Consider the following 2,959-nt stretch of genomic DNA (forward strand, 5'->3'; position numbering starts at 1 on the left):
TTTTTGGTGATGCATTAGTTGAGCAGGCAGAAGCCAGTAACATGTCACCGGAAGAATTGCTTAACTCAGAGACTGAAGGAACAGTTCCGGCTGGGAGTGACGGCTTAATGACCATCCATGATTGGCTGGCACCATCTGACAAACCGTTCAGAAAAGGGATAATGATCGGGTTTGATGAACGGCATACACGCGCCCATCTATACCATTCCATATTAGAAGGCATCTGCCTGACGATGAAAAATCATGTTGACGCATTATGTGCTGAACGCCAGATAACGGTAAAGGAAATGATTATCTCGGGCGGCGGCTCAAACGGGGATTTAATGATGCAGATGATGGCCGATATCTTTGGTGTCCCGGTAAAGCGGAATGATGTCACTGGTTCGGCAAGCCTTGGGGCAGCTATTAATACAGCCGTTGCGCTGAATGAATACACAGGTTATCAGGAAGCTGTCGATCATATGGTGAGGGTCAAGGACAGTTTTCTCCCTGATGAAAACAACCATACATTTTATGAGGTGTTCAATACGGATGTCTACAGTAAAGTAACCGATTTCACAGATGACATTTTGCAAAAATTGCATGCTTTATAACGTTAACAATTAAAAACTTAACAAAAGGAGATAGCATTATGGCCTTATCAAGAAACCAAATCGTAAAGGGTATTCAGGAAATGCTGCCAGAAGAACAAATTTTTACTGACGAAGAAGTGCTGAAAGAAAATAGTGTCGACCGTTTCCGCAAGTATGAAACAATCCATGATATTTATACACAACCGCTCCCTGCAGCAGTGGTAAAAGTGAAAAGCGCTGATCAAATCGCACGCCTCTTGTCTTATATGCAAACCAATGAAATTAACGTTGTGCCAAAAACGGGCGGTTCAGCAACGGAAGGCGGACTCGAGACAGCCGTTGAAAATTCGGTGGTCATTGACGGTTCCGCTATGAATCAAATCATTGATATTGATCCCTATAATATGCACGCGACGGTTCAGTGCGGCGTGCCATTGGAGGAATTGGAAGAAAAGCTCCGAAAGCAGGGACTTACGACGGGGCACTCACCGCAGTCAAAACCTCTTGCCCAAATGGGCGGCTTAGTGGCCACACGCAGTATCGGTCAGTTTTCTACACTATATGGAGGCATTGAAGACATGGTCGTTGGGCTTGAGGCAGCTTTTCCAAACGGCAAAATCACAAACATAAAAAATGTGCCCCGGCGTGCAGCAGGACCTGACATCCGGCATGTTATCATCGGGAATGAAGGTGCACTTTGCTATATTACGGAAGTCACGGTAAAACTCTTTACCTATCAGCCGGAAAACAATCAATTTTACGGTTATCTGCTTGAGGATATGAAGACAGGATTTGAAATCCTGCGCGAAGTGATGGTGCAGGGCTACAAGCCTTCTGTTGCCAGATTGTATGACCCTGAAGACGCCGCTGATCATTTCGAGTTTTCCAAAGACAAATGTGTGCTGATTTTTATGGCGGAAGGGCCAAAACCAATCGCACAAGCAACAGGGGAAGCAATTGACGCGATTGTACAAGCATACAATACGTTTGAACAAGTCGACAGCAGTCTTATTCAGAATTGGTTTGATCATTTAAACTGGGACCCTTCAAAAGTAACCGAAGAGCGTCAACAAATAAAAGAAATGAATAATCTTGGTTTCACAACGGAAGTCTCGGGTTCATGGCGCATCATTCATGATATTTATCAAAACTGCATTCAGCGCATTCGCCAGGAAATCCCGGATATTACGATGTTGGGCGGGCATTCTTCCCACAGCTATATAAATGGAACGAATATGTACTTTGTCTATTATTATGACTTGATTGATGTTACACCTGAGGAAGAGATTACTAAATATCATTATCCAATTAATGAAATCATCGTAGAGGAAACGCTGAAAACCGGCGGATCAATGGTGCACCATCATGGTGTCGGCAAACATCGCACACCTTGGATTAAAGACGAATATGGTTCTTCGTACTACATTTTGGAAACATTGAAAAAAGCTTTTGATCCAAAAGGTATTATGAATCAAGGGACTATTTACCCTGAAGGCAAAAATTAGAATTTTTCGCTGGACTGCTAATATGTCAAGGGAGGTGTTTAAATGACAGACCTTTTTAATTATGTCCAGAATGACTGGAGTAATATTTATACTTACACAATGGAACATTTGCAGCTGGTCAGTGTTGCGATATTGATTGCGCTACTTATTGGGGTCCCTTTGGGAATCTACCTGACGACGAATAAATACCTGGCTGAAACAGTCCTGCAAGCAGCTTCGATTATTCTGACAATCCCGAGTATTGCGCTGTTTGGGATTATGATACCTGTCTTATCCGTGATCGGACAGGGGATAGGCTTTCTGCCGGCCTTAATAGCGCTTGTCCTTTATTCACAATTACCGATTATCCGAAATACGTATACAGCGATTCAAAATGTTGATCCCAATATCCGGGATGCGGCAAAAGGACTTGGCATGACGACATTTCAGCGCCTAATGAAGGTGGAAATTCCAAATGGGCTGCCATTGATTATGGCCGGTGTCCGTACTGCGACCGTGTTGAACATTGGTATCGGTGCGATTGCAGCGTTTATTGGTTCCGGAGGATTAGGCGTGCTGATTAATTCAGGCATCAGTCGCGGGAACAATAATATGGTTCTTGCTGGGGCTGTTTTTGTATCGCTTTTAGCGTTGGTGGCTGACTTTGTCTTAAAGTCCCTTCAGAAGCGATTCACATCCCCAGGGGTAAATAATTGAAAAAAGCAGGTGACAATTTGTGATAGATTTTAAGAATGTGTCAAAAGTTTATGGAGGAGATGTCGAAGCAATCGATGATATATCATTAAATGTGGACGAAGGCGAATTTGTAGTTTTGCTTGGACCTTCTGGCTGTGGCAAGACGACATTGCTGCGGATGGTTAACCAGCTTGAGACGATTACAGG

General features: G+C 43.6%; 4 protein-coding genes. All 4 read left to right on the plus strand.

Annotated elements, in window-relative coordinates; translation table 11 throughout:
* Nucleotides 1-593: FGGY-family carbohydrate kinase (locus VK080_RS05025; RefSeq protein WP_324223675.1), on the plus strand; the 593-nt coding region annotated here is incomplete at its 5' end.
* A 38-nt stretch (nucleotides 594-631) separates the two neighbouring features.
* Entirely contained in the window at nucleotides 632-2,077 is a 1,446-nt protein-coding gene (locus VK080_RS05030) for an FAD-binding oxidoreductase (protein ID WP_324223676.1), read from the plus strand.
* A gap of 42 nt (nucleotides 2,078-2,119) precedes the next feature.
* Nucleotides 2,120-2,773 (plus strand): ABC transporter permease, encoded by a 654-nt coding sequence (locus VK080_RS05035; RefSeq protein WP_324223677.1) that lies wholly within the window; start codon nucleotides 2,120-2,122, stop codon nucleotides 2,771-2,773.
* 19 nt (nucleotides 2,774-2,792) lie between these two features.
* Nucleotides 2,793-2,959, plus strand: a 167-nt coding sequence (locus VK080_RS05040) for an ATP-binding cassette domain-containing protein (RefSeq protein ID WP_324223678.1), incomplete at its 3' end; no start/stop codon positions are given.

The organism is Lentibacillus sp., assembly GCF_035301925.1.
In the GTDB taxonomy this organism is placed as follows: domain Bacteria; phylum Bacillota; class Bacilli; order Bacillales; family Amphibacillaceae; genus Lentibacillus.